This window comes from Pseudomonas sp. AN-1 (assembly GCF_034057115.1).
In the GTDB taxonomy this organism is placed as follows: Bacteria; Pseudomonadota; Gammaproteobacteria; order Pseudomonadales; family Pseudomonadaceae; genus Geopseudomonas.
This window is the reverse complement of sequence record NZ_CP139195.1, coordinates 1,337,503-1,354,276: the sequence shown is the minus strand read 5'-3', so window position 1 is coordinate 1,354,276 and position 16,774 is coordinate 1,337,503. Positions and strand designations below refer to the sequence as shown.

17 protein-coding genes and 1 pseudogene are annotated in these 16,774 nt (G+C 67.4%); 6 read left to right on the top strand and 12 right to left on the bottom strand.

Annotation, left to right across the window (positions count from 1 at the left end):
• Position 1: 1 nt before the first annotated feature.
• Both SK095_RS06085 and galB read right to left on the bottom strand, forming a co-directional pair.
• Entirely contained in the window at positions 2-718 is a 717-nt protein-coding gene (locus tag SK095_RS06085) for a 4-carboxy-4-hydroxy-2-oxoadipate aldolase/oxaloacetate decarboxylase (RefSeq protein ID WP_320548253.1), read from the bottom strand.
• The gene (galB, locus tag SK095_RS06080) at positions 715-1,452 is read right to left on the bottom strand and encodes a 4-oxalmesaconate hydratase (protein WP_320548252.1); all 738 of its coding nucleotides are present in this window, start codon (positions 1,450-1,452) and stop codon (positions 715-717) included. The genes SK095_RS06085 and galB overlap by 4 nt, the downstream gene beginning before the upstream one ends.
• Before the next feature lie 163 nt (positions 1,453-1,615).
• Here galB and SK095_RS06075 point away from each other — a divergent pair, with 163 nt between their 5' ends.
• A complete protein-coding gene (locus tag SK095_RS06075) occupies positions 1,616-2,809 on the top strand; it encodes a LysR family transcriptional regulator (protein ID WP_320548251.1) in 1,194 nt (397 codons plus the stop codon).
• A 43-nt stretch (positions 2,810-2,852) separates the two neighbouring features.
• Here the strand turns inward: SK095_RS06075 and SK095_RS06070 are convergent, their stop codons facing one another.
• The 5 genes from SK095_RS06070 to SK095_RS06050 form a co-directional block, all read right to left on the bottom strand.
• The gene (locus tag SK095_RS06070) at positions 2,853-4,175 is read right to left on the bottom strand and encodes a TRAP transporter large permease (protein ID WP_136490557.1); all 1,323 of its coding nucleotides are present in this window, start codon (positions 4,173-4,175) and stop codon (positions 2,853-2,855) included.
• Complete coding sequence (locus SK095_RS06065) at positions 4,172-4,699, bottom strand: TRAP transporter small permease (RefSeq protein WP_136490558.1); 528 nt, start codon at positions 4,697-4,699, stop codon at positions 4,172-4,174. Before SK095_RS06065 ends, SK095_RS06070 begins: the two co-directional genes overlap by 4 nt.
• A 48-nt stretch (positions 4,700-4,747) precedes the next feature.
• Entirely contained in the window at positions 4,748-5,803 is a 1,056-nt protein-coding gene (locus SK095_RS06060) for a TRAP transporter substrate-binding protein (protein WP_136490559.1), read from the bottom strand.
• 237 nt (positions 5,804-6,040) lie between these two features.
• Positions 6,041-7,309: an OprD family porin gene (locus tag SK095_RS06055; protein ID WP_320548250.1), complete on the bottom strand. Its 1,269-nt coding sequence runs from the start codon at positions 7,307-7,309 to the stop codon at positions 6,041-6,043.
• 127 nt (positions 7,310-7,436) lie between these two features.
• Entirely contained in the window at positions 7,437-8,714 is a 1,278-nt protein-coding gene (locus SK095_RS06050; RefSeq protein ID WP_320548249.1) for a gallate dioxygenase, read from the bottom strand.
• Positions 8,715-9,138: 424 nt separating this feature from the next.
• Between SK095_RS06050 and SK095_RS21725 the strand changes: the two are divergent.
• From SK095_RS21725 to SK095_RS06040, 3 genes and pseudogenes are all read left to right on the top strand, one after another.
• Positions 9,139-9,492: pseudogene (locus SK095_RS21725) on the top strand (Gfo/Idh/MocA family protein); the annotation flags it as partial.
• A gap of 30 nt (positions 9,493-9,522) precedes the next feature.
• Entirely contained in the window at positions 9,523-10,197 is a 675-nt protein-coding gene (locus SK095_RS21720; RefSeq protein WP_414153884.1) for a Gfo/Idh/MocA family protein, read from the top strand.
• Between the two features lie 13 nt (positions 10,198-10,210).
• Positions 10,211-11,026: a sugar phosphate isomerase/epimerase gene (locus SK095_RS06040; protein WP_320548247.1), complete on the top strand. Its 816-nt coding sequence runs from the start codon at positions 10,211-10,213 to the stop codon at positions 11,024-11,026.
• A gap of 63 nt (positions 11,027-11,089) precedes the next feature.
• On the opposite strand, the gene SK095_RS06035 is transcribed toward SK095_RS06040, so the two are convergent.
• The 5 genes from SK095_RS06035 to aroQ all read right to left on the bottom strand — a co-directional run bounded on the left by SK095_RS06035 (position 11,090) and on the right by aroQ (position 15,409).
• A complete protein-coding gene (locus tag SK095_RS06035; RefSeq protein WP_320548246.1) occupies positions 11,090-12,109 on the bottom strand; it encodes a TRAP transporter substrate-binding protein in 1,020 nt (339 codons plus the stop codon).
• A 50-nt stretch (positions 12,110-12,159) separates the two neighbouring features.
• A complete protein-coding gene (locus SK095_RS06030; protein WP_320548245.1) occupies positions 12,160-13,440 on the bottom strand; it encodes a TRAP transporter large permease subunit in 1,281 nt (426 codons plus the stop codon).
• Entirely contained in the window at positions 13,440-14,000 is a 561-nt protein-coding gene (locus SK095_RS06025; protein ID WP_320548244.1) for a TRAP transporter small permease, read from the bottom strand. Before SK095_RS06025 ends, SK095_RS06030 begins: the two co-directional genes overlap by 1 nt.
• 109 nt (positions 14,001-14,109) lie before the next feature.
• Positions 14,110-14,961 carry a shikimate dehydrogenase gene (locus SK095_RS06020; RefSeq protein WP_320548243.1) on the bottom strand — a complete coding sequence of 284 codons (852 nt, stop codon included), beginning with the start codon at positions 14,959-14,961 and terminating at the stop codon, positions 14,110-14,112.
• 7 nt (positions 14,962-14,968) lie between these two features.
• The gene (aroQ, locus tag SK095_RS06015) at positions 14,969-15,409 is read right to left on the bottom strand and encodes a type II 3-dehydroquinate dehydratase (protein WP_136490568.1); all 441 of its coding nucleotides are present in this window, start codon (positions 15,407-15,409) and stop codon (positions 14,969-14,971) included.
• Positions 15,410-16,057: 648 nt separating this feature from the next.
• Between aroQ and SK095_RS06010 the strand changes: the two genes are divergently transcribed.
• Complete coding sequence (locus SK095_RS06010) at positions 16,058-16,408, top strand: hypothetical protein (RefSeq protein ID WP_320548242.1); 351 nt, start codon at positions 16,058-16,060, stop codon at positions 16,406-16,408.
• The gene (locus SK095_RS06005; protein WP_320548241.1) at positions 16,401-16,616 is read left to right on the top strand and encodes a hypothetical protein; all 216 of its coding nucleotides are present in this window, start codon (positions 16,401-16,403) and stop codon (positions 16,614-16,616) included. Before SK095_RS06010 ends, SK095_RS06005 begins: the two co-directional genes overlap by 8 nt.
• The last annotated feature ends 158 nt before the right edge of the window (positions 16,617-16,774 follow it).

The following is a 16,774-nucleotide window of genomic DNA, read 5'->3' as shown; positions in this document are numbered from 1 at the left end:
CTCAGCCCTCCAGCTCTTCCAGGCTGTCGACGTAACGCAGGCCCTTCTCGGCCAGGCGCGGACGCATGGCGTAGATGTCCAGGCCCAGCTCGCCGCTGGCCAGACGCAGGCGCTTGTGCTCCTCCAGATCGGCGCGCTTGCGGGTGGCTTCCAGCACCGCAGGCAGCTCGTCGCGGCGCACGATCACCACGCCGTCGTCGTCGGCCAGCACCACGTCGCCCGGGTTGACCAACTGTCCGGCGCAGACCAGCGGCAGGTTCACCGAGCCGAGGGTCTCCTTGATGGTGCCCTGGGCGTTGATGTGCCGCGACCAGACGGCAAAGCCCATCTCGCGCAGCGTCTGGCTGTCGCGCACGCCGGCGTCGATCACCAGGGCGCGCACGCCGCGGGCCTGCAGCGAGGTCGCCAGCAGGTCGCCGAAGAAGCCGTCACTGCACGGCGAACTGGGTGCCACCACCAGGATGTCGCCGGGGCGGCACTGCTCGACGGCGACGTGGAACATCCAGTTGTCGCCGGGGGCGACCAGCACGGTCACCGCCGAGCCGGCGATGCTCACGCCCTGCTGGATGGGGCGCAGGGCGCTGTCGAGCAGGCCCTTGCGGCCCTGGGCCTCGTGCACGGTGGCCACGCCGTAGCGCCCCAGCTCGTCGATCACGCCGCTGTCGGCGCGCTCGATGTTGCGCACCACGATGCCTGTCTTGCCGATCAGGCCGCTCATGCCAGGTTCTCCGTGACGCGCGGGAAGACGCTCTGGAAGCCCTCGGCGTAGACGATGTTGCGCGCGCTGGTGATGCCGACGTTGCGCTTGGCCTGCACGCCGCGCTGCAGGGCGACACGGGTGTAGTACTCCCACAGGTGTTCCTGGCCGGCCATGCACTGGATGGCGGCGTATTTCCTGTCCCACACCTCGGTGATGTCGAGGAAGGTGTCCGGGCGCCACTCGCACTGCTCGGGCTGGTGCGGTTCGAAGGCATACACCGGCGGCGCGCCGACGATCTTCTCGCCGGGCTTGTAGCCCTCGGCCTGGGCAACGATGCGCGCCTCCTGGGTCAGGTTCATCGCCAGCGGGTGGTCGTAGTTGTAGGGGTCCTTCGGCGAGTGGCTGAGGACGAACTCCGGTTGCACGCGGCGGAACACGTCGGCCAGGCGCAGCAGGGTGTCCGTGTCGGCGCGCATCGGGTAGTCGCCGATGTCGAAGAACTCGACGCTGGCACCGAGGATCTCGGCGGCGGCCAGGGCTTCCTCGCGGCGTGCGGCCTTGACCCTGTCCTCGGTCATCGCGCCCTTGCGCCACAGCTTGGCCGACTCGCCGCGCTCGCCGAACGACAGGCAGACGATGTGCACGGCATAGCCCTGCGCGGCATGCAGGGCGATGGCGCCGCCGGCGCGCCAGACGAAATCGGCGGAGTGGGCGCTGACCACCAGTGCGCTCTTCTGGAATGTCTCGTTCATTGCGGGTTGCTCCTCCTGTGTTATGGCCGGGAAAGCATGTCACCCGGTCTTTCCCCGCAAGTAATGCTTTAAACCGCCCTTGCTATGCGTTTTGTTTATTGCCGATATCGGAGATGGGCGGGCATAGTTGCGCCATTTCCGAGATGGGCGAGGCCTCGAGCGCATGAGTGAAAACGAACTTCCCAATCTGATGCAGGTGCGGGCCTTCGTGCGGGTGGCCGAGCAGGGCAGCGTGTCGAAGGCCGCTTCGGTGCTGTACCGGGCGCAGTCGGTGGTCACCCGGGCCATCGCCGATCTGGAAACCGGGCTCGGCGTCACGCTGTTCGAGCGCCACACCAACGGCATGCGCCTGACCGACTTCGGCGAACGGCTGCTGCCGCGGGCGCGCCGCGTGCTGGCCGAACTGGAAAGCGTGCCGCGCCTGCTCGGCAATGCCACGGAGCCGCTGTACCTGTTCCAGGCCCGGCGCCTGCAGGTGTTCGTCAAGCTCTGCGAGACCCGCCACATGCAGACGGTGGCCAGCCTGTTCGGCCTCACCCAGCCGGCGGTCAGCGCCGCCCTCAAGGTGCTGGAAAGCGGCACCGGCCAGGCGCTGTTCGAGCGCACGCCGCGCGGCCTGCAGCCGACCCGGGCGAGCCACGAGATCCTCTTTCCCGTGCGCCGGGCGCTCAACGAGCTGCGCCACCTCGAGGCCGACGTCGCCGCCATGCGCGGCCGCCTGGAGGGCGTGGTGCGGGTGGGCGCGCTGCCGCTGGGGCGCACCCGGATCCTGCCTGAGGCCATCGTGCGGCTGACCGCCGTGCATCCGGAGGTGCAGGTGGCCACCGACGAGAGCCCGTTCGACCTGCTGGCCACCGAACTGCGCAGCGGCGACGTGGATTTCATCTTCGGCGCCCTGCGCGCGGCGGAGTACGCCAGCGACCTGGTCGGCGAGGCCCTGCTCAGCGAGGAGATGGTGGTGCTGGTGCGCAGCGGCCACCCGCTGCTGGCCGGGGACCTCGGCCCCGAGGCGCTGCAGCACGCCCGCTGGGTCCTGCCTCGTGCCGGCTCGCCGGCCCGCCAGTTGCTGGAGGGGAGTTTCGCCGAGCTGGGCATGCCGCCGCCGCGGCCGGTGGTGGAAAGCGGCGACCTGGCGATCATCCGTGGCCTGCTGCTGCGCTCGGAACTGCTGGCGGCGGTGTCGGCGCACCAGCTGGAGCGGGAGATCCGCTCCGGCGAGCTGTGCGTCCTGCCCTGGCCGCTCAGGCACACGGCCCGGGTGATCGGCCTGATCCAGCGGGCTGGCTGCCTGCATACGGCGGCAGCCCAGGCGCTGATGGACGCCATCCGCGCGGTGATCCGCGAGCAGGAAGCATGACGGCGCCCGCGGGCGCCGTCACACAAGGGGCGAGCGTGGCCGCTCAGTTCAGCCAGCGCACCAGGCAGAGGGTGATGGAGGGGAACAGCACCAGCACCACCACGCGCACGATGTCGGAGGCCAGGAAGGGCACGATGCCGCGGAACGCCTCGCGCAGGCTGACGTCCTTGCTCATGCCGCTGATCACGTAGACGTTCATGCCCACCGGCGGGGTGATCATGCCGATCTCCACCACCATCAGCACCAGGATGCCGAACCAGATGGCCTTCTCGGTCTGGTCCAGGCCGTAGAAGTCCAGGCCCATGACCATCGGAAAGAAGATCGGGATGGTCAGCAGGATCATCGACATGGTGTCCATCACGCAGCCGAGGATCAGGTACAGCAGCAGGATGCCGGCCAGCACCACGAAGGGCGGCAGGCCGCTGTTGCCGATCAGGTCGGCGAGCGCCACGGGCAGCTGCGACAGGGCCAGGAACGAGTTCATCACGTCGGCGCCGAGCAGGATCATGAAGATCATCGCGGTGGTCACCGCAGTGCCGTAGAGCACCTCCTTGAACTCGGCCAGGCGCAGCTTGCCCAGCACCACGGCGAAGAAGCCGGTGCCCAGGGTACCGATCGCCGCGGCCTCGGTGGGGGTGAACCAGCCGCCATAGATGCCGCCGAGCACCAGCACGAAGATCAGGAAGATCGGCCAGACGCCCTGTTGCGCCGCCAGCCGCTCGGCCCAGCGTTGGCGCGGCTGCGCCGGCCCGGCCTCGGGATTGAGGCGCACGAAGATGGAGATGGCGATCATGTAGCCGACCGCGGCCAGCACGCCGGGCACGAAGGCGGCCATGAACAGGGCGGAGATGTTCTGCTGCGAGAGGATCGCGTAGATCACCAGCACCACCGACGGCGGGATGAGGATGCCCAGGGTGCCGCCGGCGGCCAGACAGCCGACCGCCAGCGAGCCGGAGTAGTTGTAGCGCTTGAGCTCGGGCAGGGCGACCTGGCCCATGGTCGCCGCGGTGGCGATGGACGAGCCGCACACTGCGCCGAAGGCCGCGCAGGAACCGACCGCCGACATGGCCAGGCCGCCGCGCCAGTGGCCGATCATCGCCGCCGCGGCGCGGAACAGGCCCTTGGCCAGGCCGCCGCGCGAGGCGAACTGGCCCATCAGCAGGAACAGCGGGATCACCGACAGGTCGTAGACCGTGTAGCGCGCGTAGGCCACTGATTTCAGGTAGCTGAGCAGCGGGTCCCAGCCGCCGATGGTCACGTAGCCGGCGATGCCGGTGAGCAGCATGGCGATGGCGATCGGAATGCGCACCACCAGCAGCACCAGCAGGATGGCGAGAAAGAGTCCGCCGATTTCGACAGTGCTCATGGGTTTTCCCCCTTGCCGGTCAGGTCGTTCCAGGCGGTGTACAGCGACACCAGAGCGAGCAGCGCGAAGCCGGGCGCGAAGGCGCTCATCGACCACCACAGGGGCAGCCCCATGATGATCGACTCTTCGCCGCTGCCGTAGGCGTCAAGGACGCCGAGCGCCGAGCGCCAGGCGAGCAGGGCGGCGGCCACCGCCATCAGCAGGCCGCCGAGGGCGTCCAGCCGGCTGCGCACGCGCTGCGGCGCATGCAGGGTGAACACATCGACGATCACGTTGCCGCGGCGCAGTTGGCACAGCGGCAGGAAGAACACGATGGCGATGCCGCAGCCCATTTGCACCAGCTCCACGTCGCCGAGCAGCGGCTCGTCGAACAGCACGCGCATGGCGATGCTGTACGACGCCATCAGGGTGATGGCCACCAGCAGCAGGCCGCCGATGCCGGCCAGCAGGCGCGACAGGGCATCCAGCTGGCGGCCGAGGGAAGACTCAGGCAGCGCGGCTGCCTGGACAACAAGTTCACTCATGGGAATCTCCGAGGCAGGGGCGCCGGCGTTGCCGGCGCCGCGCAGGGGTCAGCGGGCCAGTTGCGCGCTGTAGCGGTCGATCAGCTGGCGGGCGTCGTCGAGCATGGCGGCGCCATTGGCATAGCCCTTGTCCTCGACCTCGTCTATCCAGTCCTGATTGAGACGTTCGCCGACCTTCATCCACTCGCGCTGTTCGTCCTCGGGCAGCGCGGCGATCTGGTTGCCGCGGCTCTGCGCCAGCTGGTGACCGGTCTCGACCACCTGGGTGTCCCACAGGTGACCGGCCTGGCGCGACAGGGCGAGGCCGCTGTTGTCGTCGATGATCTTCTTCAGGTCGGCCGGCAGGCTGTCGTACTTGGCCGGGTTCATGGCGAGAACGATGGCCGTCTGCATGAGGATCGGCTGGTTGGGTGCCATCTCGGTGTGGTACTTCACCAGCTCGTGCAGCTTGAGTGCCGGCACCACGTCCCAGGGCACGATGGCGCCGTCGACCACGCCCTTGGACAGCGCCTCGGGGATCTGCGGCACCGGCATGGCCACCGGGGTGCCGCCCAGCAGGGAGATCAGCTTGGTGGAGGTGCGGTTGGCGGAGCGGATCTTCATGCCGCGGAAGTCGGCCATGCTCTTGATCGGCTTCTTCGAGGTGTGCACCAGGGCGCCGTCGGTCACATGGGTGGCGAGCAGGTGCATGCCGGCGAACTCCTTCTGCCCGTGCTTCTGCACGAAGTCCCACATCGCCTGGCTGCTGGCCTCGGCGGAGCGGCTCATGAACGGCTGCTCGAACACCGAGATCAGCGGGAAGCGCCCGCTGGTGTAGCCGGGCAGGGTCCAGACGATGTCGGCGACGCCGTCGCGGACCTGGTCGACCAGCTGCGGCGGGGTGCCGCCCAGCTGCATCGAGGGGAAGAACTGGAACTGGATGCGTCCCTTCGACTCCTCGGTTATCTTCCGGGTCCAGGGCTCGAGGAAGTCGGCATGGGTCACCGAGTGGGTCGGCAGGAAGTGATGGACCTTGAGGGTCACCACGGGATCGTCGGCCAGGGCGGTCAGGCTGAACGAGCCGGCGGCCAGCAGGGTGAGCAGGGCCTTGACGGGTTTGAGCATGGTCATTTCCTTTGTTGTTGTTCTGGGGGCTTTCGCGGTTGCGGGAATGCTGTCACGCAAGGCGCCGGAGCGAACAATGCGTAAGCCTTTCCAGATCATGCGTTCTGCTTATGAGCCTGGAAAGAAGAGCCCTGGAAGTCCGTCCGCAGACGGGCGCAGGGAATGTTGGTGCCTGGCCTCATCGATGACAATTCGGCATGACCGCTGATCGAACACAAATGAAGCCGCACAACATTTTCAGAGCAGGTTGAGCGGGTAGTTGACGATCAGGCGGTTCTCGTCGAAGTCGGTGCCGTTGCTGGCCCAGCTCTTGCGGATGCTGGCGTTGCGCCACTTGAGATTGAGGCTCTTCAGCGGGCCGGACTGCACCACGTAGGCCAGCTCGGTCTCGCGTACCCATTCCTTGCCGTCGCTGACGCCGGCGACCTCGGCGTCCTCGCCGCTGATGTAGCGGGTCATGAAGGTCAGCCCCGGAATGCCCCAGCCGGCCAGGTTGTAGTCGTAGCGCAGCTGCCAGGAGCGCTCGTTGGCGTTCTCGAAGCTGGAGTTGAAGCTGTCGTTGGCCACGGTGCCGCCGCTGGTGCCGTTGACGCGCATCCAGCCGTCATCGCCGCTGACTTTCTGCAGGCCGACGTAGAAACCGTGGTTGCCGGTCTTGGCGGAGAACAGTCCCGAGACGGTCTGGTTGTCCAGCTCGCCAGCCAGCTCGCCAGCCAGCTCATCGCCATGCTCGGCACCGATGAAGTAGCCGAGGTTGGCGCCCAGCGTCCAGGCGCCGACCGGTTGGGCATGTACCAGGTTGTAGTACTGCTGCTGGTAGATGTCCTCCAGTTCGGCGTACCAGGCGCCGACCATCGTGCGCTTGTCGTTGAAGCTGTACTCGCCGCCGGCGAAGTTGAAGCGGTCGGAGGTGAACGCCGGTCTTCCGAAGATCGACAGGTCTTCCATGCTGGCGTCGTTGCGCGGGCTGTTCTGGCGGAACTGGCCGCCGTAGAGGGTCAGCCCGGCGATTTCCTTCGAGGTGAGCTGCGCGCCCTGGAAGGTCTGCGGCAGCGAGCGGCCGTCGTCGGCGCGCAGGATCGGCAGCACCGGCATCCACTCGCCGACCTTCAGCTCGGTGGCCGAGATCCTGGCCTTGCCGGCCACGGCCAGGCGGCCGAAGTCGTCGGCCGGGCGGCCGTCGTCGTGCACCGGCAGCAGCTGGGTGCCGGCGGTGCCCTTGCCGCCGTCGAGCTTGACCGAGTACAGGCCGAGCGCATCGACGCCAAAGCCGACAGTGCCCTCGCTGAAGCCGGAGCGCGCATCGAGAATGAAGCTCTGCGTCCATTCCTCGGCGCGGCTCTGCGCACTGCTGGCGGAGTGGCGGAAGTCGCGTCCCAGGTAGAAGTTGCGCAGGTTCAGGGTGGCGGTGGCGTCTTCGGCGAAACCGGCGGCCTGGGCGCCCAAGGGCAGGGCGACGGCAACGGCGACGGCACAGGACAGGGGACGGAAGCGTTTGGCTTGCATTGTTGTTGTTCTCCATTTTTTGGGGAAAAGCGTCCCCCGCCCGACGATGGCCGGGGTTCAGACAGGGGGTAGGTGACGAACGATCAGGGCCTGCCAGCAGGACAGGCCCGTGCCCCGCGGGGCGAACTCAGCGCGAGGACTTGCCCGACACCGGTTTGCCGGCCACGGAATAAACGACCTGCTGATTGCGGGTCTTCATGAACTCTTCGAGGCTCTGGCCGCGCATGGCCGCGTAGATGTCCAGGTTGGAGACGCCAAGCACCGCGCCGAGCTTCTCCAGCATGAAGAAGATCACCCCGTAGTGGAGCAGGCCGCGCCAGTCGCGGCGGCGCAGCAGCTCGCGCTCCTCGTCGCTGAGCCCGGCCTCTTCGAACAGCGCCTCGGGGTTCTCGAGGAAGCGCAGGCGCCAGGCCGGCTCGATCATCCGGTGCAGGAACTTGTTGAGGCGGTAGCCCCTGGCGCTGCGCTCCAGGGTGAAGGGGTAGGTGCCTTCCAGCTTGTCGGCGCCGGCCAGCTGGCGGTTCATGTGCTCGCGGTGGCGGGCCTGCACGTCGGCGGGCACCGCCTGGTCCTGGTTTTCCAGCAGCAGGGTGCAGATGCCGGTCATCGACGGCAGGTAGTAGTCGTGGTGCAGCTTCTTCACGCTGCTGGACAGCGCGCCGCGCATGATCAGCCACATGATCACCTCGGCGCCCTCCATGCCGCCCAGGGTGGCGTACTCGGCCAGGGTCAGCTCGGTGAGGCGCAGCGGGTCGTTGACCAGCAGGTCGACGAACTGGGCATCCCATTCCGGGTTGTTGAAGCCGCAGCGCTCGCCGTGCACCTGGTGGGACAGACCGCCGGTGGCGACGATGGCCACCTTGAGGTCCTCGGGGTAGCTCTCGATAGCGCGGCGCAGCGCCTGCCCGAGCTTGTAGCAGCGCGCGGCGCTCGGCACCGGGAACTGCAGCACACCCACCTGCAGTGGCACGATCTCCAGCGGCCAGCCCGACTCATGCGGCAGCAGCGCCGACATCGGCGAGAAGAAGCCATGGTCCAGCGGCTTGTCGCGGAAGAAGCTCATGTCGAACTCGTCGGCCACCAGGCTGGCGCCGATGTGCCGCGCCAGCGCGGCATGCCCGCCGATCGGCGGAAGGTCGCGCGGGTTGCCGCCCTCGTCGGCGACCTCGTAGCGCTCGTCCACACCGAGGGAGAAGGCGCCGTAGTGGTCGAAGAAGAACGAGGTCACGTGGTCGTTGAAGACGTAGAACAGCACGTCGGGTTTTTGCTCCTCGAGCCAGGCGCGGACCGGCTCGAAGCTCTGGAAGATCGGCGCCCAGGCGGCCTCGCCCTGCTTGTCGTGGTCGACGGCGAAGCCGATGGTTGGGGTGTGGGAGACGGCGAGACCGCCGATGATGCGTGCCATGTCGATTGTCCTTGTTGTCGGTGAGGATCAGTGGGCCTGGGCGGCTCGACCGGTGCGGGCGTGGCATGGCCGCTGGCCCGGCTCCCAGACGCGCAATGCGGTCGGTCAGGATGCGACTCTACTTTCTCGGCCTCGTATCAGGCTGCTGGGAAATCCTTAATCGGGTATCGCTTTTTCTTATCGACAACCCAGTCTTTCGTCGATGTCGGATAAAACCGGCTGCCTAGCTGCATCAGCAAGGCAGGATTCGCCTTCAGCAAGGGGCGATCGGTGTCTGTGTTGTCCGTTAATCGCACAGGTATGGTCTGACGTATCTTGCTTGAAAGTGGAACAAGGTTCTAAATTTATGGCAGCGCACCGCAAGACAGCAGCTATCCGGCACTGCTGACCCGGCCGCCCGCCACAACAACAAGAGGAACCTGCCTTGACCGAGCCACTGCGTATCGCCCTGATCGGCGCCGGTGTCATGGGACGCCAGCACCACCAACACCTCAAGGACCTGCCCGAGGCGCGGCTGTGCGCCGTGGCCGATCCCGCCCCGCAGGCCGCGGCCTTCGCCGCCGAATGCGCCGTGCCGTACTTCGCCGAGCACCGGCGCATGCTCGAAGAGGTCCGACCGCAGGCGGTGATCGTCGCCAATCCCAACACCCTGCATGTCAGCACCGCGCTGGACTGCATCGCCGCCGGGGTTCCGGTGCTGCTGGAGAAGCCGGTCGGCGTGCACCTCGACGAGGTGCGCGAGCTGATCGCCGCCTCGCGGAACGCCGGTGTGCCGGTGCTGGTCGGTCACCACCGCCGGCACAACCCGCTGATCGTCCGTACCCGCGAGCTGGTGGAGGAGGGCAGCCTCGGCCGGCTGACCACGGTCACCGCGCTCTGGCAACTGCAGAAGCCGGACAGCTACTTCGACATCCCCTGGCGCCGCGAGCCGGGCGCCGGGATGCTGCTGACCAACCTGATCCACGACCTCGACCTGCTGCGCCACCTGTGCGGCGAGGTCGCCGAGGTGCAGGCGCTCACCGGCAACGGCGTGCGCGGCTTCGCCAACGAGGACAGCGCCGCGGTGCTGCTGCGCTTCGCCAACGGCGCGCTCGGCACCTTGACCGGCTCCGACGCAGTGGCCGCGCCCTGGAGCTGGGAGCTGGATTCCGGCGAGAACCCGGTCTATCCGCGCCAGGACGACCAGTCCTGCTACCTGCTGGCCGGCACCCGCGGCGCGCTGAGCATCCCGCAGCTGGCCCGCTGGCACTACGCCGAACCCGGCGCCGGCTGGCACCAGCCGCTGCTGTGCAGCCAGGAGAGCTGCGTGCCCGGCGAGGCGCTGGCGCTGCAGTTGCGCCACTTCGTCCGCGTCGCCCGCGGCGAGGTCGCGCCGCTGGTCAGCGCCGCTGACGCCGGCAACACCCTGGCGCTGCTCGAAGCCATCCAGCGCGCCGCCGCGAGCGGCCGCACCTGTGCTCCCGAACTCCTTTCCATCCAATAAGAAGAGAACCGCCATGAGCGAACGCAACCTGTCCCTCGCCGCCCTGACCGTACTCGAGCTGTCCCCGCCGGACATGGTCGAGGTGGCCGCCCGCGCCGGCTACAGCCACGTCGGCCTGCGCCTGGTGCCGGCCACCGCCGAGGAGCATCACTTCCCGCTGGTGGCCGACGCCGGCCTGCGCCGGCAGACCCAGACGCGCCTGCGCGACAGCGGCGTCGAGGTGTTCGACATCGAGATCCTGCGCCTCAAGCCGGAGACCGCGGTGGCCGACTTCGAGCCGATCCTCGCCGCCGGCGCCGAGCTGGGCGCCAGTGCGGTGCTGGTGGCCGGCAACGACCCCGACGAGGCACGGCTGGCCGACAACTTCGCCGCCTTCTGCGAGCTGGCGGGCGGCTTCGGCCTCTATCCGCACCTGGAGTTCATGCCCTGGACCGACGCCAGGGACCTGCTGCAGGCCATGCGCATCGTCGACAACGCCGGACAGGCCAACGGCTGCGTGCTGGTCGACGCCTTCCACTTCAACCGGTCCGCCTCGCGCCTGGAGGACCTGGCGCGTCTCGATCCGGCGCGCATGCGCTACGCCCAGCTGTGCGACGTGGCCGGCCCGGTGCCGGCGGACATGGACGAGATCCTCCGCCAGGCGCGCAACGAGCGGCGCTTCCCCGGCGACGGCGATTGCGACCTGCTCGGCCTGTTGCGTGCGCTACCGGCCGACCTGCCGCTGAGCCTGGAGATTCCCACCCGCCAGCTCTACGAGCAGGGCGTCGGCGCCCTGGAACGGGCGCAGATCGCCATCGACAAGGCGCGCACCCTGCTGGCGCGGATCTGAACGAACAACGCCCCCTGCCGGCGGACGGCAGGGGGCGTTGTCAGGAAGGGGACTGCCGTGAACTCACTGGCCGGCGCGCACCTTGTCGATGGATTCGTACATGGCCTTGACCAGCGCCGGGTCGAGATCCTTGGCGAACTGCTCGACCACCGGCTTGACCTTCTCGCGGAAGCGGTCGATCTCGGCCGGGGCGATCTCGTTGGCGGCGATGCCTCCCTGCTTGAGCTTGTCCAGCGCCGCGCTCTGCGCCTTCTCGGTAATCTCGCGTTGGTAGGTCTGCGCTTCGCTGGCCGCTTCGCGGATCAGCGCCTGCTCGTCGTTGCTCAGCTTCTGCCAGGTCTTCTGGCCGATGACGAACGACTGCGGGTTGTAGATGTGGTTGGTGGAGGACAGGTACTTCTGCACCTCGTGGAACTTGCTGCCGAGGATCACGGTGTAGGGGTTCTCCTGGCCGTCCACGGTGCGCTGCTCCAGCCCGGTGTAGACCTCGGGGAAGGGCATCGGCACCGGGTTGGCGCCGAGCGCCTTGAAGGTTTCCAGGTAGATCGGCGACTGGATCACGCGGATCTTCAGGCCCTGCATGTCTTCCGGTTTGGTCACCGGGTGCTTGCTGTTGGTCAGGTTGCGGAAGCCCAGGTCCCAGTAGCCGAGGCCGATCAGGCCCTTGCTCTCCAAGCGCGAGTGCAGCTGCTGGCCGACCTCGCCGTCGATCACCGCATGGGCCTCGGCGGTGTTGTTGAACAGGTAGGGGAAGTCGAGCATGGCGAATTCCGGTACCTGAGCGGCGAGGATGCCGGAGTTGAGCACGGTCAGGTCGAGGGTGCCGCCCTGCAGCGCGGACACGGTCTGCAGGTCGCCGCCCAGGGTGCCGCCGGCGAACAGGCGCACCTTGATCTTGCCGCCGGACTTCTCGCTGACCAGCTCGGCGAACTTCTGCGCGCCCTGGCCCTGCGGGTGATCCTTGACGTTCTGGAAGGCGAAACGCAGGGTGCGCTCCTTGATCTCGGCGGCGCTGGCGGCGCCGGCGAACAGCACGCCGGCGGCGCAGGCGGTGGCGAGCAGGGTTTTCAGCAGTTTGGTCATGTCTGTGGCCTTTCTCTTGTTGTTGGTTGGGGTCGACAGGGTTTTCGGGGTCAGCCGGCGAGGTACTTCATCGGCACGGTGACCAGCTCGGGGAACAGCACCAGCAGGAACAGCACGATCAGTTGCGCGATCAGGAAGGGGCCGACGCCGCGGACGATCTCTTCCATCTTCAGCTTGGAGACGCCGCACACCACGTTGAGCACGGTGCCCACCGGCGGGGTGATCAGGCCGATCGAGGTGTTGATGATGAACAGCACGCCGAAGTACACCGGGTCGATGCCGGCCTGGGTGACGGCGGGCATCAGCACCGGGGTGAGGATCAGGATCGCCGGGGTCATGTCCATCACCATGCCCACCATGACGATCAGCAGCATGATCACCAGCAGCAGGGCGGTCGGGTTGTCCATGAACGGCTCGAGCAGGCCGGCCAGCTGGCCCGGCAGGTCGGCGATGTTGACCAGCCAGGAGGAGACCATCGCGGCGGCGACCAGGAACATCACCACCGAGGTGGTGCGCGCGGCGGAGATGACCACCTCGTAGAGGTCGCCGAGCTTCAGCTCGCGGTAGATCACCACGGAGACGAACAGCGAGTAGACGGCGGCGACCACCGCGGCTTCGGTCGGGGTGAAGATGCCGAACTTGAGGCCGAAGATGATGATCACCGGCAGGCCCATGGCCCAGCTGCCGTCGAGCAGGGCGCGCAGCACTTCCTGGCGCGAGCGCTTGGGCGGCATCTCGACGTTCTCGCTGCGCGAGACGAACCACCAGACCACCGCCAGCGCGGCGCCGAGCATGATCCCCGGCACGATGCCGGCCATGAACAGCTTGGAGATCGATACCCCGGAGGCGACGCCGAAGACGATGAAGCCGATGCTCGGCGGGATGATCGGCGCGATGATGCCGCCGGCGGCGATCAGGCCGGCCGAACGCGAGCGGCTGTGGCCGGCGCGCACCATCATCGGCACCAGCAGGGCGGCCAGCGCCGCGGCGTCGGCGACCGCCGAGCCGGACAGCGAGGCGAGCAGGCAGGAGGCGATGATCGCCACGTAGCCGAGGCCGCCACGCTTGTGGCCGACCAGGGCCATGGCGATGTTGACGATGCGCCGCGACAGGCCGCCCGCATTCATGATCTCGCCAGCCAGCATGAAGAAGGGCACGGCCATCAGCGGGAAGCTGTCGGCGCCGTTGAGCAGGTTCTGGGCGATGATCTGCGCGTCGAACAGGTCGAGGTGCAGCATCAGCGCGACGGCGACCAGCAGCAGGGCGAAGGCGATCGGGATGCCCAGCGCCATGCTGCCGAGCAGGGTACCGAGGAAGATGGTCAGGGTCATCAGGCGTTCCTCCCGGCAGCGGCTTGCTGGTGATGCAGGTGCTCGATTTCGTCGGCGGCCTCGCCGTCCTTGAGGGTCACCAGCTCGTCGGGATTCAGGCGGCCGGTGATGGCGAGGAACAGTTCATGGAGCAGGATCAGCCCGGCGCTGACGCCGAACACCACGCCGACGCCGTAGAACCAGGCCATCGACAGGCCGGAGGCGGGGGCGACTACGTCGAGGTTGATCTGCGCCTGCTGCCAGCTGCCGCTGAGGATCAGCCAGGTGACGAACAGCATGAGCAGGTGGCCGACCACCAGGCAGAAGCGCTTGCCGAGCGGCGGCAGGCGCTTCACCAGGCTGTCGAGGCCGAGGTGGGCACGTTCGCGGAGGGCGACCAGCGCGCCGAGGAACACCATCCAGACGAAGAACCAGCGCGACAGCTCTTCCGAGACGCTGATTCCGGAGTTGAAGGCATAACGCAGGACCACGTTGCCGAAGACCAGCACCACCATGCCGAGCATGCACAGCACGATGAGCAGCTTGAGCAGGCGGAAGTAAAGGTCGGCTATTTTTTTCATGATTGACCTCGTTGGGTTGTCCCGGGGCTGGCCGGCGCATGGCACTCCCTGCCGGTGCGATCAAGCTCCCGGTGTGTGTGGCCGCCGGGGCGGCCACCTATGGCGTGTTTCAGCTCATGCTGGCGAAGTGGGCCAGCATGCGCTCGGCATCGGCCGCGCGGCCGGTGAAAAGCTCGAACGCCTTGACCGCCTGGAACACCGCCATCTTGCTGCCGTCGAGGGTCTGGCAGCCGAGGGCACGGGCGGCGCGCAGCAGCTCGGTTTCCAGCGGGAAGTAGATGATCTCCGCCACCCACAGGTCGGCGTGCAGCAGCTCGGCCGGCAGTGGCAGGCCAGGCAGCTTGGCCATGCCCACCGGAGTGGTGTTGACCAGGCCCTGGGCCTCGGCCATGGCGGACGGCAGGTCGCCGCCGGCCTGGGCGCGGTCGGCGCCGAAGCTGGCGTTGAGGCTGGCGGCCAGCTCGGCGGCGCGCGACGGCTCGACGTCGAAGATGGTCAGCTGGCGCACGCCTTCCTGCAGCAGGGCATGCGCCACTGCGGCACCTGCGCCGCCGGCACCCATCTGCACCACGTGCTCGCGCGCCACGCCCGGCAGGCCGCGACGGAAGCCTTCGGCGAAGCCCAGGCAGTCGGTGTTGTGGCCGACGCGCTTGCCGTCCACGAACACCACGGTGTTCACCGCGCCGATGCCGCGCGCTTCCGGCGACAGCTCGTCGAGCAGAGGGATGATCGCCTGCTTGCACGGGAAGGTGATGTTCAGGCCGGTGAAGCCCAGGCGCTGGGCGGCGTCGAGCAGCTCGGGCAGGGCGGCGCTGGTGACGCCGAGCTGGTCGAGGTCGATCAGCCGGTACAGGTAGCGGATGCCCTGGGCGTCGCCCTCGTGCTCGTGCAGGGCGGGGGTGCGCGAGGCCTGGATGCCGGCGCCGATCAGGCCGGCGAGGATGCTGGAGGTCTGGGTCATGATGGTCTCAACCGTTGAGCAGGTGGACGAAGTGGGTCAGGCCCATGCGGTAGCCGTGGCTGCCGAAGCCGCACAGCACGCCGACGGCGACGCCGGAAACGAAGGAGTGGTGACGGAACTCCTCGCGCTTGTGCACGTTGGAGAGGTGCACCTCGATCACCGGCAGCTCGGCGGCGACCAGCGCGTCGCGGATGGCCACCGAGGTGTGCGTCCAGGCGCCCGGATTGATCAGGATGCCGGCGCAGCGGCCGCGCGCCTGGTGGATCCAGTCGATCAGTTGGCCTTCGTGGTTGGTCTGGCGGAACTCGACTTCCAGGCCATGCTCGGCGGCGGTGCGCTGGCAGAGGGCTTCGACGTCGGCGAGGGTTTCATGGCCGTAGGTGGCAGGTTCGCGGGTGCCCAGCATGTTCAGGTTGGGACCGTTGAGGACGAGGATCAGGTGCGACATGCGCGCGCTCTCCGTTGTTGTTCTTGTCGCCGGTGGTGTGCCGGTAGTGACCAGAAAAATGTACTAACTAGTTAATTCAGTCAATAGCGCACGATCAGGCGGCTCGCCCTGCGAACGTGCTACGGCGTTCCTCCGAGCGATCAGACTGCGGGGCGTAAAACCTCTCTAGAGCAATACTTTCAGGGCTTGTGCCGGGTGGCGCAGAGGCTTTCGGAGTGGGGGATTGACCAGGCGATTGTGCTGAGTGGCTGGGTATAAAGCGTTCGTTAATCGGCTAGTTGCACGATTGCCGTCCGAGCGACTGTCAGCGAGGACGATGGTCGCAGTGGGGAGGAGTCAGGGCAGGAACGTAGGACAGGTTCGGCGGGCGCCTACTCTCTGGGAGATTTCGCTGCCGAGCCGAGCTATCAGGTCAGCTTTTCACAGCACTACCGGCAGCTGTTGCTGGCTTGTTTCTGATGGTCGCTATCACTGCATTACCCCTACGGCGCTGGAAATGGCGGACGTTGCCTACGATGTGCTGCTGGAGGTGGGCATCCGGGTATCGCCCTTGCCGGTTTGGCTGGATGAGTGGATGCACCCGGATACGCACTGCAATCTGGCGCTGCTGCGCAACATCGCAGGGCATTCCTATCCTGGAGGTGAACGATGCACTGGAAACTGACATCCCGTGACTCCGGCGACGGCAGCGGCGATGTGATCCTGGAGCTGCCCGACGACCTGCTCCAGGCCGCCGGCCTGACCGTGGGTGACACCCTGGAGCTGTTCTCTGATCCGAATGACAGCACGGCGATCCGGCTGACGAAGGTCGTGCACTGCGACGTGTGCGATGCCAGTACTGCCGAGACCGGCCACGGCGTCTTGCAGGCCCAGTGGCGCGACGGCGAGGCCGAGGGTATGCGCCTGTGCAAGTCTTGCTTCAGCTTCGCGATGTCGACGTTCAAGCGCGAGCGCGAGGCTTCCCGCATGTTCGATGACGAGCCAGATGCTGATGAGTAAGGCCGTGATCTTCGATGCGTTCGGAATGCTCCTGAAAATCCAGGCGGGCCAGCACCCGTACCGGCGTCAGAGCAAACTCGGAATTGCACAGGGGCGCCGGCCGCAGGCAGACGATATCCGGCGCATCCTGACCAACCCGTGGGGGATTCGCGAGGCAGCCCAAGCGTTCGGTATAGCTATTCCAGATGCGATCTTGCTTGCGTGCTGACGGCCGAGGTAGAGAGCATTGAGCCCTACCCGGATGCCCTGAGCGCCGTCAAACTATTCCAAGAGGAAGGGGTGGCCGTATGTTCTAAAGGTCTGTCCAGTCGAGCATCGGCGCAACGCTGAAGCGGCGGGACGGCTCAGTCCGGGCGACTGCAGGGG

Excerpts from the sequence above, each read along its gene's own strand:
- SK095_RS06085 (WP_320548253.1), bottom strand. The coding sequence starts at position 718 with ATGAGCGGCCTGATCGGCAAGACAGGCATCGTGGTGCGCAACATCGAG.
- galB (WP_320548252.1), bottom strand. The coding sequence starts at position 1,452 with ATGAACGAGACATTCCAGAAGAGCGCACTGGTGGTCAGCGCCCACTCC.
- SK095_RS06075 (WP_320548251.1), top strand. The coding sequence starts at position 1,616 with ATGAGTGAAAACGAACTTCCCAATCTGATGCAGGTGCGGGCCTTCGTG.
- SK095_RS06070 (WP_136490557.1), bottom strand. The coding sequence starts at position 4,175 with ATGAGCACTGTCGAAATCGGCGGACTCTTTCTCGCCATCCTGCTGGTG.
- SK095_RS06065 (WP_136490558.1), bottom strand. The coding sequence starts at position 4,699 with ATGAGTGAACTTGTTGTCCAGGCAGCCGCGCTGCCTGAGTCTTCCCTC.
- SK095_RS06060 (WP_136490559.1), bottom strand. The coding sequence starts at position 5,803 with ATGCTCAAACCCGTCAAGGCCCTGCTCACCCTGCTGGCCGCCGGCTCG.
- SK095_RS06055 (WP_320548250.1), bottom strand. The coding sequence starts at position 7,309 with ATGCAAGCCAAACGCTTCCGTCCCCTGTCCTGTGCCGTCGCCGTTGCC.
- SK095_RS06050 (WP_320548249.1), bottom strand. The coding sequence starts at position 8,714 with ATGGCACGCATCATCGGCGGTCTCGCCGTCTCCCACACCCCAACCATC.
- SK095_RS06040 (WP_320548247.1), top strand. The coding sequence starts at position 10,211 with ATGAGCGAACGCAACCTGTCCCTCGCCGCCCTGACCGTACTCGAGCTG.
- SK095_RS06035 (WP_320548246.1), bottom strand. The coding sequence starts at position 12,109 with ATGACCAAACTGCTGAAAACCCTGCTCGCCACCGCCTGCGCCGCCGGC.
- SK095_RS06030 (WP_320548245.1), bottom strand. The coding sequence starts at position 13,440 with ATGACCCTGACCATCTTCCTCGGTACCCTGCTCGGCAGCATGGCGCTG.
- SK095_RS06025 (WP_320548244.1), bottom strand. The coding sequence starts at position 14,000 with ATGAAAAAAATAGCCGACCTTTACTTCCGCCTGCTCAAGCTGCTCATC.
- SK095_RS06020 (WP_320548243.1), bottom strand. The coding sequence starts at position 14,961 with ATGACCCAGACCTCCAGCATCCTCGCCGGCCTGATCGGCGCCGGCATC.
- aroQ (WP_136490568.1), bottom strand. The coding sequence starts at position 15,409 with ATGTCGCACCTGATCCTCGTCCTCAACGGTCCCAACCTGAACATGCTG.
- SK095_RS06010 (WP_320548242.1), top strand. The coding sequence starts at position 16,058 with ATGCACTGGAAACTGACATCCCGTGACTCCGGCGACGGCAGCGGCGAT.
- SK095_RS06005 (WP_320548241.1), top strand. The coding sequence starts at position 16,401 with ATGAGTAAGGCCGTGATCTTCGATGCGTTCGGAATGCTCCTGAAAATC.